This window comes from Thalassotalea sp. G20_0, assembly GCF_017744175.1.
In the GTDB taxonomy this organism is placed as follows: Bacteria; Pseudomonadota; Gammaproteobacteria; order Pseudomonadales; family Endozoicomonadaceae; genus Endozoicomonas.
Genome location: NZ_JAGHQV010000074.1, coordinates 1 through 15,110, shown reverse-complemented (window position 1 = coordinate 15,110; position 15,110 = coordinate 1). Strand labels below are relative to the sequence as shown.

Annotated in this window: 8 protein-coding genes; all 8 read left to right on the top strand. The window is 46.8% G+C overall.

Features of this window, described 5'->3' with window-relative positions:
- Positions 1–715: RAP domain-containing protein (locus J7438_RS23320; protein ID WP_209278475.1), on the top strand; the 715-nt coding region annotated here is incomplete at its 5' end.
- Between the two features lie 52 nt (positions 716–767).
- The gene (locus J7438_RS23315) at positions 768–3,626 is read left to right on the top strand and encodes an RAP domain-containing protein (RefSeq protein WP_209278474.1); all 2,859 of its coding nucleotides are present in this window, start codon (positions 768–770) and stop codon (positions 3,624–3,626) included.
- A gap of 52 nt (positions 3,627–3,678) precedes the next feature.
- Positions 3,679–6,555 (top strand): RAP domain-containing protein, encoded by a 2,877-nt coding sequence (locus J7438_RS23310; protein ID WP_209278473.1) that lies wholly within the window; start codon positions 3,679–3,681, stop codon positions 6,553–6,555.
- A 79-nt stretch (positions 6,556–6,634) separates the two neighbouring features.
- Positions 6,635–9,724: an RAP domain-containing protein gene (locus tag J7438_RS23305; RefSeq protein WP_209278472.1), complete on the top strand. Its 3,090-nt coding sequence runs from the start codon at positions 6,635–6,637 to the stop codon at positions 9,722–9,724.
- 40 nt (positions 9,725–9,764) lie between these two features.
- Entirely contained in the window at positions 9,765–10,700 is a 936-nt protein-coding gene (locus tag J7438_RS23300) for a hypothetical protein (RefSeq protein ID WP_209278471.1), read from the top strand.
- A 163-nt stretch (positions 10,701–10,863) separates the two neighbouring features.
- Positions 10,864–11,217: a hypothetical protein gene (locus J7438_RS23295; RefSeq protein WP_209278470.1), complete on the top strand. Its 354-nt coding sequence runs from the start codon at positions 10,864–10,866 to the stop codon at positions 11,215–11,217.
- Between the two features lie 56 nt (positions 11,218–11,273).
- On the top strand, positions 11,274–13,979 hold the full coding sequence (locus J7438_RS23290) for an RAP domain-containing protein (protein ID WP_209278469.1): 2,706 nt from the start codon (positions 11,274–11,276) through the stop codon (positions 13,977–13,979).
- 56 nt (positions 13,980–14,035) lie between these two features.
- A partial coding sequence (locus J7438_RS23285; protein ID WP_209278468.1) for a hypothetical protein occupies positions 14,036–15,110 on the top strand: 1,075 nt, incomplete at its 3' end.

Here is a 15,110-nt window from a genome sequence, read left to right as displayed (position 1 = left end):
CTGGGGAGTCATGGTATTCTGTGCCAGAGTTTATCTGGACTCAGGTAGCAATAATAAAAATCCGCTTGAAAAGCACATAGGTGAACTATTTTCTCGCCTGGGAAATACATCCCCGGACAATATAGAGTTTCAATCCGTTATTGCCATGGCCGCAAGTTGGCTTGGCAGAGCATGTCCGGTGGTCCCCCATTACCGGACAGTCATTTCTGAACCACAATCCGCTTTCTGCGATCTACTCCAATCAAGCCTTCCATCTTTAACGATAGAAGAAGAAAAGATTCTGAACTCATTACCTCCGGTTGACCTGCTGCTGCCCGATTACAACACAGTTATTGATGTGCAGGGACCTTCTCATTACGTGAATGGTGATTTCAAAACCAGGAATGGTTCGACTTTGTTGAAAATTGCCCTGCTGCAAAAATTAGGATTTGAGGTTATTGAAATCCCGGTGAACAAGATTGATAACCAGGATTCAATGAAAATAGTTATTGAGCAAATAAAGGCAAAGTTAGCCGTCCTGCCGGAGGCTCATGGCTCTGTGTCACTTAACAGCGGCGAGTGGGCGGTAGACGAGGCATATTTTACTGCCGATGATGGAGGGCAATTTTCAGATGACTGTTATTTTACCGCCGAAGAATATTTAGAAGAGCAAATAAAAAAGCCCAAAAAAAGAAAAAGGAAGAGAAAAAGGTCAGTAAAAACTTCTGTCCGTTGATGCCACAGAGTAGTCTACTTTTTATATTTGTATGAATTAATGAAATATAATTATGGATAGTGGCGGTGCTGGTATTAGTTATAAATACACGACATCCGGTAGTTATTATAAGCAACCGGACGATCATGCCGGGGCTTCAGGGAGTGGGCAATACAGGTATGGCAAAGTCAGGCAGGTGTATGTACCACTACGCTATACCCAGAAGCGTAATGAATTTAATCCTGCTTCTGACGCCTGCTCTGCTAACCATCCATCAGGACATTCAATAAAACCTGTTCATGGTTTTCATGCCCTCATCACACCAGAAAAAATGGCTTGGCTGGCCGAGGGATCTGCTCATTATGGTGATCGCTATGATGGTAGAAATCATGGTCAATTTGCCTGTTCAATCAAACAGTACGCATCAGGGTCAAAACGACCATTAAATCATAGTGAACAACGTCAACTGATACCATTGTTACACGATTTTAAAGTGACACCCCGGTGGACCTGGCGAAGTCTGACAACAACGCTTCATTCATTGACTTCCGCGGGTGTTTTTACCCCTCATAAATTCATGGATGAGGGATATAGGGAAACTCAAGCTACTTTACTGTCAACTTTACTTGAGGCAGTAATATTTAAGTGCAACCAAAAACCTGAAGCCAGGGATATTGATTCACAAGGTATCACCAACCTGCTGTGGGCCTTGGCGAAACTGGTGGACAATGGGCTGGAGCTTGAGAAGACACCGAAGCTGAAAGAGGCCGTGACCGCGCTGTTGCCTCTTGTGCAATCCAAAGCTGAATCAAAAGTAGACCGCTTCACGCCACAGGAAGTCGCCAACCTGCTATGGGCCATGGCGAAACTGGTGGGCAATGGGCTAAAACTGGAAAATACGCCGAAGCTAAAAGAGGCCGTGGCCGCGCTACTGCCCCTGGTGAAAACCAAAGCCGATGCAAAAAAAGACCACTTCAAGCCACAGGAAGTCACCAATCTACTGTGGGCCGTGGCGAAACTGGTGGACAATGGGCTGAAGCTGGAGAAGACGCCGAAGCTCAAACATGTCGTGGCTGCGTTGTTGCCCCATGTGAAAAACAAAGCCGAATCAAAAGAAGAGAAAGACCACTTGAACGCTCAAGCTACCGCAAATCTGCTGTGGGCGGTGGCGAAACTGGTGGATCACGGGCTGGAGCTGGAGACGACAGTGCAGCTCAAAGAGGCCGTGACCGCGCTGTTGCCTCATGTGAAAACCAGGACCGAATCAAAACAAGAGAAAGACCATTTTATCCCTCAGCATATCGCCAACCTGCTGTGGGCCCTGGCGAAACTGGTGGACAACGGTCTGGCACTGGAGAAGACAGCGAAGCTGAAAGAGGCCGTGGCTACGCTCTTACACCTTGTGAAAACCAAAGCCGAATCACAAGAAGAGAAAGACCACTTTATGCCTCAGCATATCTCCAACCTCCTGTGGGCCATGGTTAAGCTGGTGGACAACGGGCTAAAGCTGGAGAAGACAGTGAAGCTCAGAGAGGCCGTGGCCGCGTTATTACCCCATGTGAAAACCAAAGCTGAATCAAAAGCAGGGAAAGACCACTTTGTGCCTCAGCATATCGCCAACCTGCTGTGGGTCATGGCGAAATTGGTGGAGAGCGGGCTGGAGCTTGAGAATACTCCGAAGCTGAAAGAGGCCGTGGCCGCGCTGTTGTTCCATGTGAAAATCAACGCGGAATCAAAAGAAGAGAAAGACCACTTCAAGCCACAGGGAATCTCCAACTTACTGTGGTCCTTTGCGAAACTGGTAGACAATGGGCTGGAGCTGGGGGAGACTCCGCAGCTGAAAGAGGCCGTGGTCGCCTTGTTGCCCCATGTGAAAACCAAAGCCGAATCAAAAGAAGAGAAAGGCCACTTCACCACTCAAGGTGCCATCAACCTGCTTTGGGCCTTGGCAACACTGTTGGACAACGGGCTGGTACTGGATAAGACAGCGAAGCTTGAAGAGGCTGTGCCTGCGCTGTTGTATCATGTGAAAATCAAAGCTGAATCAAAAGAAGAGAGAGACGGCTTCAACACTCAAGGTACCGTCAACCTGCTGTGGGCCATGGCGAAACTGGGTGAGGCCATTGAGTTGAACCTGGTTCAATCTACGTTCGACTTTCTTGTTGACAGAATCAGTAAAAACCCTCAACTCTCTCAGCAAGATATATCGATGTCGCTCTGGGGAGTCATGGTATTCAGTGCCAGAGTTTATCTGGACTCAGGTAGCAATGATAAAAACCTGCTTGAAAGGCACACAGGTGAACTTTTTTCTCGTCTTGAAAATATATGTCCGGGCGGTACAGAGGTTAAAACCGTCATTGCCATGGCTGCAAGTTGGCTTGGGAGAGCGTGTCCGGTGGTTCCCGATTACCAGATATTCATTTCAGAATTTCAATCCACTTTCCGCGACCAACTCCAGTCAAGCCTGCCGTTTCTGAAGATAGAAGAAGAAAAGAGTCTGAACTCATTACCTCCGGTTGACCTGCTGCTGCCCGATTACAACACAGTTATTGATGTGCAGGGACCTTCTCATTACGTGAATGGTGATTTCAAAACCAGGAATGGTTCGACTTTGTTGAAAATCGCCCTGCTGCAAAAATTAGGATTTGAGGTTATTGAAATCCCGGTGAACAAGATTGATGACCAGGATTCAATGAAAACAGTTATTGAGCAAGTAAAGGCAAAGTTAGCCGTCCTGCCAGAAGCTCATGGCTCTGTGTCACTTAACAGCGGCGAGTGGGCTGCAGATGAGGCATATTTTACTGCCGATGATGGAGGGCAATGTTCAGATGACTGTTATTTTACCGCTGAAGAATATTTAGAAGAGCAAATAAAAAAGCCCAAAAAAAGAAAAAGGAAGAGAAAAAGGCCAGTAAAAACTTCTGTCCGTTGATGCCACAGAGTAGTCTACTTTTTATATTTGTATGAATTAATGAAATATAATTATGGATAGTGGCGGTGCTGGTATTAGTTGTAAATACACGACATCCGGTAGTTATTATAAGCAACCGGACGATCATGCCGGGGTTTCAGGGAGTGGGCAATACAGGTATGGCAAAGTCAGGCAGGTGAATGTGCCACTACGCTATACCCAGAAGCGTAATGAATTTAATCCTGCTTCTGACGCCTGCTCTGCTAACCATCCATCAGGACATTCAATAAAACCTGTTCATGGTTTTCATGCCCTCATCACACCAGAAAAAATGGCTTGGCTGGCCGAAGGATCTGCTCGTTATGGTGATCGCTATGATGGTAGAAATCATGGTCAATTTGCCTGTTCAATCAAACAGTACGCATCAGGGTCAAAACGACCATTAAATCATAGTGAACAACGTCAACTGATACCATTGTTACACAATTTTAAAGTGACACCCCGGTGGACCTGGCGAAGTCTGACAACAACGCTTCATTCATTGACTTCCGCGGGTGTTTTTACCCCTCATAAATTCATGAATGAGGGGTATAGGGAAATTCAAGCTACTTTACTGTCAACGTTACTTGATGCATTAATCCTTAAGTGCAACCAAAAAACTGAAGCCATTGATATAGATATACAAGGTATCACCAACCTGCTGTGGGCCTTGGCGAAACTGGTGGACAATGGGCTGGAGCTTGAGAAGACACCGAAGCTGAAAGAGGCCGTGACCGCGCTGTTGCCTCTTGTGCAATCCAAAGCTGAATCAAAAGTAGACCACTTCACGCCACAGGAAGTCGCCAACCTGCTATGGGCCATGGCGAAACTGGTGGGCAATGGGCTAAAACTGGAAAATACGCCGAAGCTAAAAGAGGCCGTGGCCGCGCTACTGCCCTTGGTGAAAACCAAAGCCGATGCAAAAAAAGACCAATTCAAGCCACAGGAAGTCACCAATCTACTGTGGGCCGTGGCGAAACTGGTGGACAATGGGCTTAAGCTGGAGAAGACGCCGAAGCTCAAACATGTCGTGGCTGCGTTGTTGCCCCATGTGAAAAACAAAGCCGAATCAAAAGAAGAGAAAGACCACTTGAACGCTCAAGCTACCACAAATCTGCTGTGGGCGGTGGCGAAACTGGTGGATCACGGGCTGGAGCTGGAGACGACAGTGCAGCTCAAAGAGGCCGTGACCGCGCTGTTGCCTCATGTGAAAACCAGGACCGAATCAAAACAAGAGAAAGACCATTTTATCCCTCAGCATATCGCCAACCTGCTGTGGGCCCTGGCGAAACTGGTGGACAACGGTCTGGCGCTGGAGAAGACAGCGAAGCTGAAAGAGGCCGTGGCTACGCTCTTACACCTTGTGAAAACCAAAGCCGAATCACAAGAAGAGAAAGACCACTTTATGCCTCAGCATATCGCCAACCTCCTGTGGGCCATGGTTAAGCTGGTGGACAACGGGCTAAAGCTGGAGAAGACAGTGAAGCTCAGAGAGGCCGTGACCACGTTATTACCCCATGTGAAAACCAAAGCTGAATCAAAAGCAGAGAAAGGTCTCTTTGTGCCTCAGAATATCGCCAACCTGCTGTGGGTCATGGCGAAACTGGTGGAGAACGGGCTGGAGCTGGAGAATACTCCGAATCTGAAAGAGGCCCTGGCCGTGCTGTTGCTCCGGGTGAAAACCAACGCCGAATCAAAAGCAGAGAAAGACCACTTCAAGCCACAGGGAGTCTCCAACTTACTGTGGTCCTTTGCGAAACTGGTAGACAATGGGCTGGAGCTGGAGGAGACTCCGCAGCTGAAAGAGGCCGTGGTTGCGTTGTTGCCCCATGTGAAAACCAAAGCCGAATCAAAAGCAGAGAAAGGCCACTTCACCACTAGAGGTGCCATCAACCTGCTTTGGGCCTTGGCAAGACTGTTGGGCAACGGGCTGGTGCTGGATCAGACAGCGAAGCTTGAAGAGGCCGTGCCTGCGCTGTTGTATCATGTGAAAATCAGAGCTGAATCAAAAGAAGAGAGAGATAACTTCAACACTCAAGATACCGTCAACCTGCTGTGGTCCTTTGCGAAACTGGGTGAGGCCATTGAGTTAAACCTGGTTCAATCTACGTTCGATTTTCTTGTTGACAGAATCAGCAAAAACCCTCAACTCTCTCAGCAAAATATATTGATGTCGCTTTGGGGAGTCATGGTATTCAGTGCCAGATTTTATCTGGACTCAGGTAGTAATGATAAAAACCCGCTTGAAAAGCACATAGGTGAACTTTTTTCTCGCCTGGGAAATACATCCCCGGACAATATAGAGGTTCAAACCGTTATTGCCATGGCCGCAAGTTGGCTTGGAAAAGCGTGTCCGGTGGTCCCCGATTACCAGATATCCATTTCAGAATTACAATCCAATTTCCGCGATCAACTCCAGTCAAATCTTCCGTTTTTGAAGATAGAAGAAGAAAAGAGTCTGAACTCATTATCTCCGGTTGACCTGCGACTGCCAGATTACAACATGGTGATCGACGTTCAGGGACCTTTTCATTACGTGGGTGGTGATTTCAAAACCAGGAATGGCTCGACGTTGCTGAAAATCGCCCTGCTGCAGAAATTGGGATTTGAGGTCATTGAAATCCCGGTGAATAAGATTAATAACCAGGATTCAATGAAAATAGTTATTGAGCAAATAAAGACAAAGTTAGCCATCCCGCAAGAGGCCCATGGCTCTGTGTCACCTGACAGGGAAGAGGAGTCGACTGATGAAGCATATTTTACTGCCAATGAAGACGGACAATTTTCAGATGACTGTTATTTTACTGCCGAAGAGTATCTAGAAGAGAAAACAGGTAAATCAAAAAGAAAAAGGAAGAGAAAAAAGTCGGTAAAAACCCATTTACTTAAGCAGCAATTACTCAGGAGTTGATAGACATTTAAGCAAGATGGGCTATAAACAAGCCGGTAGTCTACTTTTTATATTTTCCATGAATTAATGAAATATAAATATGAATAGAGGCGGTGCTGGTATAAGTTGGAAATACACGACATCAGGTAATGATTATAAACAACCGGACAGTCATGCCGATTCTTCAGGGAGCAGGCGATATCGACATCGCACAGCCAGGCAGGCGAATACTCCACTACCCTATATCCTGGGGCGTAATGAACTTTATCGTGCCTCTGGTGCCTGCTCTGCGGACTATCCGCCAAGACATTCAGTAAAACCTGTTGATGATTTTAATGCTCTCATCACTCAAGAAAAAATGGATTGGCTGGCAAAGATACCTGCCCATTACGGTAAAAGCTACGATGGGAAAAGACACAGTCAATTTGCCACTTTAATTAAACAATACACATTAGCGTCACAACGATCTTTAAATCACAGTGAACAACGTCAACTTATACCATTGTTGCACGATTTTAAAGCAACACCCCGGTGGAGCTGGCGAAGCCTGACGACAACGTTTCATTCATTTACTTCAGCGGGTGTTTTTACCTCTCATAAATACATGGATGCGTGGGTTAAGGAAACTCAAGCTGCTCTACTGTCAAATTTGCTTGATCTGGTAATACTTCAGTGCAACCAAAAACCTGAAGCCAGGGATATTGATGCACTGGGTGCCATCAACCTGATGTGGGCCCTGGCGAAACTGGTGGACAATGGGCTGGCGCTGAAGAAAACACCGAAGCTGAAAGAGGCCGTGGCCGCGCTGTTGCCTTATGCGAAAATCAAAGCCGAATCAAAACAAGAGAACGACCACTTTATTCCCAAGCGTATCGCCAGCCTGCTGTGGTCTGTGGCGAAACTGGTGGACAACGGGCTGGATCTGAAGAAGACACCGAAGCTCAGAGAGGCCGTGGCCACGTTGCTCCACCATGTGAAAACCAAAGCTGAATCAAAAGAGAAGAAAGACCACTTTGGCCCTCAAGGTAACGCCAACCTGATGTGGGCCTTGGCGAAACTGGTGGACAACGGGCTGGAGAAGACACCGATGCTCAAAGAGGTCGTGGCCGCACTTTTGCACCATGTGACAACCAACGCCGGATTAAAAGAAGATAGAGACCACTTTATTCCTCAGCATATCTCCAACCTGCTGTGGGCCGTGGCAAAACTGGTGGACAATGGGCTGGAAAAGACACTGAAGCTCAGAAAGGCCGTGGTCGCGCTGTTGCCCCATGTAAAAACCAGAGCCGAATCAAAAGAGGATAAAGACCACTTTAACATTCAAACTACCAACAACCTGCTGTGGGCTGTGGCGAAACTGGTGGACAACGGACTGGAGCTGGAAAAGACACCGACGCTCAAAGAGGCTGTGGCCGCATTGTTGCCCCATGTTAAAGCCAAAGCCGAATCAAACGAAGAGAAGGACCACTTTATTCCTCAGCATATCTCCAACCCGCTGTGGGCTGTGGCGAAACTGGTGGACAACGGACTGGAGCTGGAAAAGACACCGACGCTCAAAGAGGCTGTGGCCGCATTGTTGCCCCATGTTAAAGCCAAAGCCGAATCAAAAGAAGAGAAGGACCACTTTATTCCCCAGCATATCTCCAACCTGCTGTGGGCCTTGGCGAAACTGGTAGACAATGGGCTGGCGCTGGAGAAGACACCGGAGCTCAAAGAGGTCGTGGCTGTGCTTTTGCCCCATGTGGAAACAAAAGCCGAATCAAAAGAAGAGAAAGACTACTTTATTCCTCAGCATATCACCAATCTGCTGTGGGCCCTGGCGAAACTGGTGGACAACGGGCTGGAGCTGGAGAAGACACCGAAGCTTAAAGAGGCCTTGGCCGCGCTGTTGTACCAAGTGAAAACCAAAGCCGAATCAAAAGAAGAAAAAGACCACCTTATTCCTCAGCATATCACCAACCTGCTGTGGGCCCTGGCGAAACTGGTGGACAACGGGCTGCAACTGGAGAAGACACCGAAGCTCAAAGAAGCCTTGGCCGCGTTGTTGTACCATTTGACAACCAAAGCCGAATCAAAAGAGAAAGGCCAATTCCAGCCACTGGTAGTCTCCAACCTGCTGTGGGCCCTGGCGAAACTGGTGGATAACGGACTGGAGCTGGAGCACACACCCACACTTAAAGAGCTCGTGGCCAGGTTGTTGCCCTATGTGAAAACCAAAGCCGAATCAAAAGAAAAGAAAGACTGCTTCAGCAATCAAGATATTGTTAACCTGCTGTGGGCTGTGGCGAAACTGCTGCACAACGGACTGGAGCTGGAGAGGACACCGAAGCTCAAAGAGACTGTGGCCGCGCTGTTGCTCAATGTGACAACCAAAGCCGAATCAGAAGAAGAGAAAGACCACTTCAACACTCAAGGTACCGCCAACCTGCTGTGGGCCCTGGCTAAACTGGGTGAGGCCATTGAGCTGAACCTGGTTAAATCTACGTTTGATTTACTTGTTGACAGAATCAGTAAAGCACCTCAGCTCTCTCAGCAAGATATATTGATGTCTCTCTGGGGAGTCATGGTATTCTGTGCCAGGTTTTATCTGGAATCAGGTAGTAATGATAAACACTCCCTTGAAAAGTACATAGGTGAACTATCTTCTCGCCTGGAAAATACATTCCCGGACAAAATAGAGGATCAATGCACCATTGCCATGGCTGCAAGTTGGCTTGGAAGAGCGTGTCCGGTGGTTCCCGATTACCGGACAACCATTTCACAATCACAATCCACTTTCTGCGATCAACTTCGATCAAGCCTTCCGTCTTTGAAGATTGAAGAAGAGAAGAGTCTGAACTCATTACCTCCGGTTGACCTGTTACTGCCAGATTACAACATGGTTATCGACGTTCAGGGACCTTCCCATTACGTGGGTGGTGATTTCAAAACCAGGAATGGCCCGACTTTGTTGAAAATCGCCCTGCTGCAAAAATCAGGGTTTGAGGTTATTGAAATCCCGGTGAGAAAGCTGGATGACCAGGATTCAATGCAAAGCGTTATTGGGCAAATAAAGACAAAGTTAGCCATCCTGCGAGAGGCCGATGGCCCTGTGTTACTGAACAGCGAGGAGGCGGCAGATGACGCATACTTTACTGCAGATGAAGAAGGGCAATTTTCCGATGACTGTTATTTTTCCGCCGAAGAATAGTCTACTTTTTACATTTCCCATGAATTAATGAAATAGAATTATGGACAGAGGCGGTGCTGGTGTCAGTTGGCAATGCACAACATCAGGTAATGATTATAAAAAACCGGATGATCGTACCGATTCTGCAAAAAGTGGGCGATACAGGCATGGCACAGTCAGACAGTTGGATGCGTCACTCGCCTATATCCGGGAGAGTAATGGATTTTATGCTGCTTCTGACGTCTGTTCTGCTGACCATCCACCAAGACATTTAATAAAACCTGTGCATGGTTTCAAAGCTCTCATCACACCAGAAAAAATGGATTACATGATTAAGATATCTACTCATTATGGTGGTCACTATGATGGTAAAAAACACTGTCAATTTGCCCTTTCCATCAAACAATACACTTCAGCGTCAAAACGTTCTTTGAATCATCGTGAACAACGCCAACTGATACCCTTGTTGCACGATTTTAAAGCGACACCCGGGTGGACTTGGCGAAGCCTGGCGACAACATTTCATTCATTTACTTCAGCGGGTGTTTTTACCCCTCATAAATACATGGATGAGTGGGTTAAGGAAGCTCAGGCTGCTTTACTGTCAACTTTACTTGATCCTGTAATACTTAAGTGCAACCAAAAATCTGAAGTATTTTGTGCCAGATTTTATCTGGACTCAGGCAGTAATAATAAACACTCCCTTGAAAAGCACATAGGCGAACTATTTTCTCGCCTGGCAAATACATCCCCGGGCAGTATAGAGGATCAATCCATCATTGCCATGGCTGCAAGTTGGCTTGGGAGAGCGTGTCCGGTCATCCCTTATTACACGACAAACACTTCACAATCTCAATCCACCTTCCGCGATCAACTCCAATCAAGTATTCCCTCGTTGAAGATTGAAGAAGAAAAGAGTCTGAACTCATTACCTCCGGTTGACCTGCTACTGCCAGATTACCACATAGTGATCGACATTCAGGGACCTTCCCATTAAGTAGCTAACCATATGAAATCATATATTTCTGACTCCTTGTGCCGGCACTCTGCTTCGTTACAACTCCGGTCACATAGCTACGGCTATGCTCCCTCCGTTGTGCCTCGCATAGTACCAGCCCAAGTAGCCAGAAATATTCGATTCCATATGGCCAGCTACTTACGTGAGTGGTGATTTCAAAACCAGGAATGGTCCGACTTTGCTGAAAATCGCCCTGCTGCAAAAATCAGGATTTGAGGTCATTGAAATCCCGGTGACCAGGCTTGTGAATCAGGATTCAATAAAAATAGTTATTGAGCAAATAAAGACAAAGTTAGCCGTCCCGCCACAGGCTTATGGCTCTTTGTTACTTAACAGCGGCGAGGGGGCAGTAAATGAAGCATACGTTACTGCCGATGAAGGAGGGGAATGTTCCGATGACTGTTATTTTACCGCCGAAGAATATTTAGAAGAGCAAACAGAAAAAACAAAAAAGAGAAAAAGGAGGAGAAGAAAGTCAGTAAAAACTGCTGACTGATGATGTCATAGAATAGTCTACTTTTTATATTCCCCATGAATTAATGAAATATAATTATGGACAGAGGCGGTGCTGGTATCAATTGGCAATGTACAACACCAGATAATGATTATAAACAACCGGATGGTCGTACCGATTCTGCAAAAAGTGGGCGATACTTGCATGGTGCAGTCAGACAGTTGGATGCGCCACTCGCCTATATCCGGGAGAGTAATGAATTTTATACGGCTTCTGACGCCTGCTCTGCTGACCATCCACCAAGATATTCAATAAAACCTGTTCATGGTTTCAAAGCTCTCATTACACCAGAAAAAATAGATTACATGATGAAGATATCTACTCATTATGGTGATCACTATGATGGTAAAAAACACTGTCAACTTGCCCTTTCCATCAAACAATACACTTCAGCGTCAAAACGATCTTTGAATCATAGTGAACAACGCCAACTGATACCATTGTTGCACGATTTTAAAGCGACACCTGGGTGGACCTGGCGAAGTCTGACGACGACGTTTCATTCATTTACTTCAGCGGGTGTTTTTACCTCTCATAAATATACGGAAGAGTTGGTTAAGAAAACTCAAGCTGCTTTACTGTCCACTTTACTTGATCAAGTAATACTTAATTGCAACCAAACACTTGAAGCCAGGGATCTTGATGTACAAGGTATCAATAACCTGCTGTGGTCCTTAGCGAGACTGGTGGACAAAGGGCTGGAGCTGGAGAAAACACCGAAGCTCAAAGAGGCTGTTGCCGCACTGTTGATCCATGTTAAAACCAAAGCCAAATCACAGGAAGAGAGAGACCACTTTATTCCTCAGCATATCTCCAATCTGCTATGGTCTGTGGCGAAGCTGGTGGACAACGGGCTGGAGCCGGACAAGACACTGATGCTCAGAGAGGTCGTGGCCGCACTGTTGCCCCATGTGAAAGCCAAAGCTAAATCAAAGGAAGAGAGAGACCACTTTATTCCTCAGCATATCAGCAACCTGCTGTGGGCCCTGGCGAAATTGGTGGACAAGGGGGTGGAGAAGACTCCAAAGCTCAAAGGGACCGTGGCCGCGTTGTTGCCTCATGTGAAAACCAAAGCAGAATCAAAAGAAGACAAAGAGCACTTTGACACTCAAGGTATCGTCAACCAGCTGTGGGCCTTCGCGAAACTGGTGGACTATGGACTGGAGCTGGAGAGGATACCGAAGCTCAAAGAGGTTGTGGTTGCGCTGTTGTCCCATGTGAAAACCAAGGCCGAATCAAAACAAGAGAAAGACCATTTTATTCCTCAGCATATCGCCAATCAGCTGTGGGCCCTGGCAAAACTGGTGGAAAACGGGCTGGAGCTGGAGAACACCCCGAAGCTCAAAGAGGCTGTGGCCGCGCTGTTGCCTCATGTGAAAACCAAAGCCGAATCAAAAGAAGAGAAAGACCGCTTCAGGCCACAGGGCGTCGCCAACCTGTTGTGGGCTGTGGCGAAACTGGTAGACAACGGACTGACATTTGAGAAGACACCCAGGCTTAAAGAGGCCGTGGCCTGGTTGTTGCCCTATGTGAAAACCAACGCCGGATCAATAGAAGAGAAAGACCGCTTCAGCGCAAAAGATACCGCCAACTTGCTGTGGGCCATGGCGAAACTGGTAGAAAACGGACTGGAGCTGGGGAAGACACCAAAGATGAAAGAGGCCGTGTTTGCGCTGTTGCCCCATGTGACAACCAAAGCCGAATCATTAGAAGAGACAGACCTCTTTACTCCTCAGCATATCGCCAACCAGCTGTGGGCCCTGGCGAAACTGGTGGAGAACAGGTTGAAGCTGGATAAGACAGCTAAGTTCAAAGAGGCTGTGGTCGCGCTGTTGCCCCATGTGCAAACCAAAGCCAAATCAAAAGAAGAGAAAGACCAATTCAAGCCACAGGAAGTCGCCAACATGATATGGGCCGTGGCAAAACTGGGTGAGGCTATTGAGCTGAATGTGGTTAAATCAACGTTAGCTTCCCTTGTCGGCAAAATCAGCGAAAACACCTCGCGCTCTCATCAAGGTAGATGGATGTCTCTGTGGGGAGTCATGGCGTTCTGTGCCAGATTTTATCTGGCCTACGGTGAAAATAATAAAAACTCACTTGAAAAGCACATAGGTAGACTATTTTCTTGCCTGGGAAATACACTCACCGGTAATACCGAGGATCCATCCATTATTGCTATGGTCACAAGTTGGCTGGGGAGAGCGTGTCCGGTGGTTCCCCATTACCGAACAAACACTTCACAATCACAATCCACTTTTCACGATCAACTCCGATCAAGCCTTCCCTCTTTGAAGATTGAAGAAGAGAAGAGTCTGAACTCATTACCTCCGGTTGACCTGCTACTGCCAGATTACAACATTGTGATCGACGTTCAGGGGCCTTTCCATTACGTGGGTGGTGATTTCAAAACCAGGAATGGTTCGACTGTGTTGAAAATCGCCCTGTATAAAAAATTAGGATTTGAGTTTATTGAAATACCGGTGAACAAGCTTGATAACCAGTATTCAATACAAAGAGTTATTGAGCAAATAAAGACAAAGTTAGCCATCCTGCCAGGGGCCCATGATCCTGTGTCACCTGACAGCAGTGAGTGTGCGGCAGGTGAGGCATACTTTACTGCCGATGAAGGATGGCAATTATCCGATGACTGTTATTTTACCGCTGAAGAATATTTAGAAGAGCAAATAAATAAACCAAAAAAGAGAAAAAGGAAGAGAAAAAAGCCAGTAAAAACTACTGCCTGATGAGGCCGTAAAGTAGTCTACTTTTTATATTTTACATGAATTAATGAAATATAATTATGGATAGAGGCGGTGCTGGTATCAGTTGGAAATGCGCAACATCTGGTAATGATTATAATCAACCGGATGATCGTACCGATTCTTCAGAGAGTGGGCGATACTGGCATGGCACAGTCAGACAGGTGAATGTACCACTCGCCTATATCCGGGAGCGTAATGAATTCTATTCTGCTTCTGACGCCTGTTCTGCTAACCATCCACCAAGACATTCAGTAAAACCTGTTCATGATTTTCATGCTCTCATCACACAAGAAAGAATGGATTACCTGGTGAGGATATCTGCTCGTTTTGGTGATCGCTATGATGGTAAAAAACACGGTCAATTTGCCACTTTAATCAAACAATACACTTCAGCGTCAGGAAGACCTTTGCATCATAGTGAACAACGCCAACTGATACCATTGTTGCACGATTTTAAAGCTACCGCCGGATGGACCTGGCGAAGTCTGACGACAACGTTTCATTCATTTACTTCAGCGGGTGTTTTTACCCCTCATAAATACATGAATGAGGGAAGTAAGGAAACTCAGGCAGCTTTATTGTCAACTTTACTTGATGCAGTAATACTTAAGTGCAAACAAAAAACTGAAGCCAGGGGTATTGATGCCCAAGGTACCGCCAATCTGCTGTGGGCCCTGGCAAAAATTGTTGGCAACGGGCTTGAGCTGGAGACGACACCGAAGCTAAAAGAAGCCGTCGCCACGCTGTTGCCCTATGTGAAAACCAAAGCCGAATCAACAGAAGAGAAAGACCACTTTAATCCTCAGGAAGTCGCCAACCTGCTGTGGGCCGTGGCGAAACTGGTGGACAACGGGCTGGAGCTGGAGAAAACACCCAAGCTCAAAGGGGTTGTAGCCGCGCTGTTGCCCCATGTGAAAACCAAAGCCGAATCAAAAGAAGAGAAAGACCACTTTAGTCCTCAGCATATCGCCAACCTGCTGTGGGCGGTGGCGAAACTGGTGGACAACGGGCTGGAACTGGAGAAAACACCCAAGCTCAAAGAGTCCGTGGCCGCGCTGTTGCCCCGGGTGAAAACCAAAGCCGAATCAAAAGAAGAGAGAGACCACTTTATTC

Coding starts and splice junctions, on each gene's coding strand:
- J7438_RS23290 (WP_209278469.1), top strand. CDS start 11,274: ATGGACAGAGGCGGTGCTGGTATCAATTGGCAATGTACAACACCAGAT.
- J7438_RS23305 (WP_209278472.1), top strand. CDS start 6,635: ATGAATAGAGGCGGTGCTGGTATAAGTTGGAAATACACGACATCAGGT.
- J7438_RS23310 (WP_209278473.1), top strand. CDS start 3,679: ATGGATAGTGGCGGTGCTGGTATTAGTTGTAAATACACGACATCCGGT.
- J7438_RS23315 (WP_209278474.1), top strand. CDS start 768: ATGGATAGTGGCGGTGCTGGTATTAGTTATAAATACACGACATCCGGT.
- J7438_RS23300 (WP_209278471.1), top strand. CDS start 9,765: ATGGACAGAGGCGGTGCTGGTGTCAGTTGGCAATGCACAACATCAGGT.